The 4,626-nt window shown below is 74.3% G+C and carries 3 protein-coding genes; all 3 read left to right on the top strand.

Annotated elements, in window-relative coordinates; genetic code table 11:
• The first annotated feature begins 199 nt into the window (after positions 1-199).
• Positions 200-2,119 carry an ABC transporter ATP-binding protein gene (locus tag ABZY91_RS41400; RefSeq protein ID WP_355409340.1) on the top strand — a complete coding sequence of 640 codons (1,920 nt, stop codon included), beginning with the start codon at positions 200-202 and terminating at the stop codon, positions 2,117-2,119.
• Positions 2,112-3,902, top strand: a complete 1,791-nt coding sequence (locus tag ABZY91_RS41395) for an ABC transporter ATP-binding protein (protein ID WP_329884330.1) — start codon at positions 2,112-2,114, stop codon at positions 3,900-3,902. Before ABZY91_RS41400 ends, ABZY91_RS41395 begins: the two co-directional genes overlap by 8 nt.
• Positions 3,899-4,626, top strand: a 728-nt coding sequence (locus ABZY91_RS41390) for a helix-turn-helix domain-containing protein (RefSeq protein WP_355409338.1), incomplete at its 3' end; no start/stop codon positions are given. The genes ABZY91_RS41395 and ABZY91_RS41390, both read left to right, overlap by 4 nt.

Below are 4,626 nucleotides of genomic sequence, written 5' to 3'. Positions count from 1 at the left end.
GCCCCACCGGTCGCCCCGACGGCCTCCGGGGCGCCGCACCGCCGCGTCCTCGCGACCCGTCGCAGCGGGGACCGCGGACCAGGCACCGCGTCCGGACCCCGTCCCCCGGCTCCGCCAGGCTCCCCACCTGTTCGACCCTCCTCAACCGGCTCCTCCGCCAGCCACGCGACCGTCGACAGACAGGAAGAGTGCTCACCCCATGGCCGTCCTGCGCATCCCCCTGAAACGAAGGCCCAGGCTCTCGCCGACCATCCACGGGATCTTCAACCTCCTGCGCCTGCTGCCCCGGGTCAACCGGGCCAAGGCCGTCCTGGGGGCGTTCGGCGTGCTGGTGTCCGCGGTGCTTCCGGTGGCGGTCGCCGTGGTGACCGGTCTGCTCATCGGCTCGATCGGCGCGACCCTCGACGCGGGGCTCTCCTCCCCCGCCGGGCACCACACGATCGTCCTGCTGGCCGTCTCCGGGGGGCTGGTGCTGGTCCAGCAGACCCTCGCCCCGCTGCTGACCGCGCTCGGCGAGACCCTCGGCCGCGAGGTCGACCGGGAACTCCAGCAGCGGGTCATGGCGGCCGTCGGCCGACCGGAGGGGACGGCCCACCTGACCGACCCGCACGTCCTGGACACCCTGCGGGTCGTCCGGGGCCTCGGGATGGCCGAGACCGACCGGCCGAGCCAGGCGGTGGCCGCCCTCGCGGTGGTGCTGCCGGCGTGGCTGCGCGCCGTGACCGCGGCGATCACCCTGCTGGCCTTCCAGTGGTGGGTGGGTCTGATGTGGCTGGCGGCGTGGCCGCTGGTCGTGCACTTCATGCAGCGCGAGTACTTCCGGGTCGGCCGCGTCGGCTTCGGCCGCAGCGCCCTGCTGCGCCAGGCCGAGTACCTGCGGGACCTGGTGCTCACCCGGCCCGCCGCCAAGGAGGTCCGGCTGTGGGGCCTGCTGGACTGGCTCCTCGAACGCTTCGCCCGGTCCTGGCAGGAGGCGACCGAGCCGGTCTGGCGGGAACGCAAGCCGCGGCCGCGCGTGGTGCTCGGCGCCACCGGGACGATCGCGCTCGTCAACCTGGTCTCGTACGGCGTGCTGGCCTGGGCGGCCGTGCACCACGACATCGGCCTCGGCAGCGTCGCCGTCTTCACCCAGGCGCTGGCGCTGGCCAACAACTACACGGCGTTCGACGACAACAACGCCTACCTCTCGTTCGCCGGCGCCGCCGTCCCCCAGGTCCTGGGTCTGGACGAGCGGCTCTCCGCCTCCTCCGGCGCGGCGCAGCCGCGGCACACCGAGCTCCCCGCCGCCTTCCCCGCCGACCGGATCAGCTTCTCCGGGGTCCGGTTCCGCTACCCCGGGACGGACCGCGAGGCGCTGCGCGGCGTCGACCTCGACATCGCCGCCGGCCGTTCGCTGGCCATCGTGGGCGACAACGGCGCCGGGAAGAGCTCGCTGGTCAAGCTGCTCTGCGGCCTGCACACGCCGACCGGGGGCACCATCCGGGTCGACGGCCACGATCTGGCGGAACTCGACACGGCGCTCTGGCGCAGCCGGATCGGCGTGCTGTTCCAGGACTACGCCCGCTACCACCTGACGGCGGCGGAGAACATCGGCATGGGCGCGCCGCGGTTCGCCGGCGACCGGGACCGGCTGCGCGAGGCGGCGGACCGCGCGGGCGCGCTCGCCCTGGTCGAGGGGCTCCCGAACGGCTGGGACACCGTGCTGTCGCCCGAGTACACCGGCGGCACCGACCTCTCCGGCGGGCAGTGGCAGCGGATCGCCCTGGCCCGGGCCATGTTCGCGGTGGACGCCGGTGCCCGCGTGCTGATCCTGGACGAGCCGACCGCGGCGCTGGACGTCCGGGCCGAGGCGGAGATCTACGAGCGGTTCCTCGAACTCACCGCCGGACTGACCACGATCCTGATCTCGCACCGCTTCTCCACCGTCCGGTGCGCGGAGCGGATCATCGTCCTCGACGACGGCGTCGTCGCCGAGGACGGCACCCACGACGAACTCCTGGCCCGGCGCGGGCGCTACGCGGCGATGTTCGACATCCAGGCGGCCCGCTTCGCCGACCCGGAACAGGGCGGGGAAGCCGGCATCGAGCTCCGGACCGCAGCGGAGGCGGGACATGCGTAAGTCATTCCAGGCGTTCCGGGAGCTGATGCGGATCGGCTTCGGCGCGGCCCCGTGGCACGCGGCGATGCAGTTCCTCACCGGCATCGTCTTCGAGATCTCCGTCCCGATCGGCGGCCTCGGCGCCAAGATGATCGTGGACGCGGCGGTCTCCGAGGACCTCCGGCTGGGACTCGGCGCGGCCGTGATGCTCGGCATCACCGTCGCCGCGGCGCTGACCTCGGTCTTCTACTACGTGCACTGCCTCTTCACCGTCCAGGAGCGGGCGACGGCCGTCGCCAGCCGGCGGCTGATGCGGCTGATCGGCGGGGCCGAGGGCCTGGCCCACTACGAGTACCCCGAGTACCTGGACCAGGTGCAGCGCATCCGGGAGCAGCAGTTCCAGCTGTCCGGCATGGTGAACGCCACCGCCGGCGTGCTGCGGGTCGGGGCCACCCTGACGGTCACCGCGATCCTGCTGGCCGGGGTGGACCCGCTGCTGCTCTGCCTCCCGGTGCTCACCGTGGTGTCGTTCTGGCTCGGCAAGCGGAGCCGCGACCTGACCGTCCGGGCGCAGGAGGCGACCAGCGAGCGGGAGCGGCTGCGCGCCCACCTGTTCGAGCTGGGCACCTCCACGAACGCGGCGGGCGAACTGCGGGTCTACGGCCTGACGGACCTGCTGGGCACGCGCCACCACCGGACCTCGGGGGCCGTCGTCGGCGAGCGCAACCGGGCCAGCTGGAAGGGCGCCGGCCTGCAGTCACTGGACGCGCTGATCTCCGCCGCCGGGTACGTCGGCGCCATCTCGCTCGCCCTGGTGCTGGCCGTCCGCGGCCACGCCACGGCCGGTGACGTGGTGCTGGTGCTCGGCCTGGCCGCGCAGCTGAGCGCCACCGTCGGCACGGCCGTGCGGTACGGCACCTACTTCCTCGTGGTGATCCGGGTCGGCCAGCGCCTGGTCTGGCTGCAGGACTACGTGGCGGGCGAGCGCCGCGCGCCCGCCGAGCCCGCCCGGCTGCCGGCCACCCTGAGCCGCGGCATCGAGCTGCAGGACGTCGGCTTCGCGTACCCGGGTTCCGAGGAAGGCCGCGGTGTCCTCGACGGGGTCAGCCTTCGGCTGCCGCCGGGCGCGGTGGTCGCCGTGGTCGGGGACAACGGCGCGGGCAAGACCACGCTGATCAAGCTGCTCTGCGGCTTCTACCGGCCCGGCTCCGGGCGGATCCTGGTCGACGGCGTGGACCTCGCCGACTGTGACACCGCCGAGTGGCGGGCCAGGTGCTCGGCCGCCTTCCAGGACTACGCCAAGCTGGAGTTCCCCGTCCTGGAGACGGTGGGCATCGGCGACCTGCCCCGGATCGAGGACCGGCGGGCCGTCGGCGCGGCCCTGGAACGGGCCGACGCCACCGGCGTCGTCGAGGGGCTGCCGGAGGGCCTGGACACCCGGCTCGGCACCCGCTGGGACGGCGGCACGGAGCTGTCCGGCGGCCAGTGGCAGCGGCTCGCGCTGGCCCGCGGACTGATGCGGACCGAACCGCTGATCGCCGTCTTCGACGAGCCGACCGCCGCGCTGGACGCACACACCGAGAACGCGCTGTTCGAACGCTTCGCCGCCGCCGCACGGGCCGGCCGGGAGCGAAGCACCGTCACCCTCCTGGTCTCCCACCGGTTCTCGACCGTGGGCATGGCCGACCTGATCATCGTGCTCGACGGCGGAAAGGTCAGGGAACAGGGCAGCCACCGGGAGCTGATGGACCGGGGCGGGCTCTACGCCGAGCTCTTCGAACTTCAATCCCGGGGGTACCGATGACACTCGAATACACCCACGAACGCACGCTGCTGGGCGGCCCGCTCCCGGCGTGGGACTCCCGGCTGATCGCGGCGCTGAGGATCCAGCGCGGCTGGACCCAGGAGGAGCTCGCGGAGTACTCCGGCCTGAGCGTGCGCACCATCAGGAACCTGGAGCTCGGCCGGGTGCAGAACCCGCGCCGCTCCTCGGTCGACCTGCTGGTGAACGCGCTCGGCGTGGCCGACGAGCAGCGGCCGAGCCCCGAGAGCCACGACCACGCGCGGTGGCAGGGCCTGCCGGGGCCGGACCCGGCCCCGGTCGTCGGCAGCCCCGCCGTCCAGCAGCAGCTCGCGAACACCGTCCGGGCCAACCGGCTGACCACGTTCCTGGGACCGGGCGGGGTCGGCAAGACCCGGATGGCGCTGAGCGTGGCCGCCCAGGTCAGCCACTTCTTCCGGGACGGCGTGGAGGTCGTGGAGCTCGGCGACATCAGGGCCGAGCGCCCCGGGGAGGAACAGACCGCCGAGGTCCTGCACCGGGTGCGGAGGCAGCTGAGCCGGGGGCGTCCGGCGGGCCGGACCGGCGCCCCCGGCGGCCACGGCAGCGGCGGCGGCGGCACGGGAAGCGGGCGGCGGGGCCCCCCCCCGGGGCCCCCCCCCCCCCCCCCACGCCCCCCCCCCGAAAGAGACCCCGCCCCAGGGAAAACGCCCCCACCAACCCCCCCGCCCCGGGCCGCGCCCCCCCC

It is taken from the genome of Kitasatospora sp. NPDC002965 (assembly GCF_040611255.1).
GTDB lineage: Bacteria > Actinomycetota > Actinomycetes > Streptomycetales > Streptomycetaceae > Kitasatospora.
This window is presented reverse-complemented; position numbering and strand designations above follow the sequence as displayed.

What these genes read in the sequence shown, in the direction of transcription:
- ABZY91_RS41400 (WP_355409340.1), top strand. Translation starts at nt 200, where the DNA reads ATGGCCGTCCTGCGCATCCCCCTGAAACGAAGGCCCAGGCTCTCGCCG.
- ABZY91_RS41395 (WP_329884330.1), top strand. Translation starts at nt 2,112, where the DNA reads ATGCGTAAGTCATTCCAGGCGTTCCGGGAGCTGATGCGGATCGGCTTC.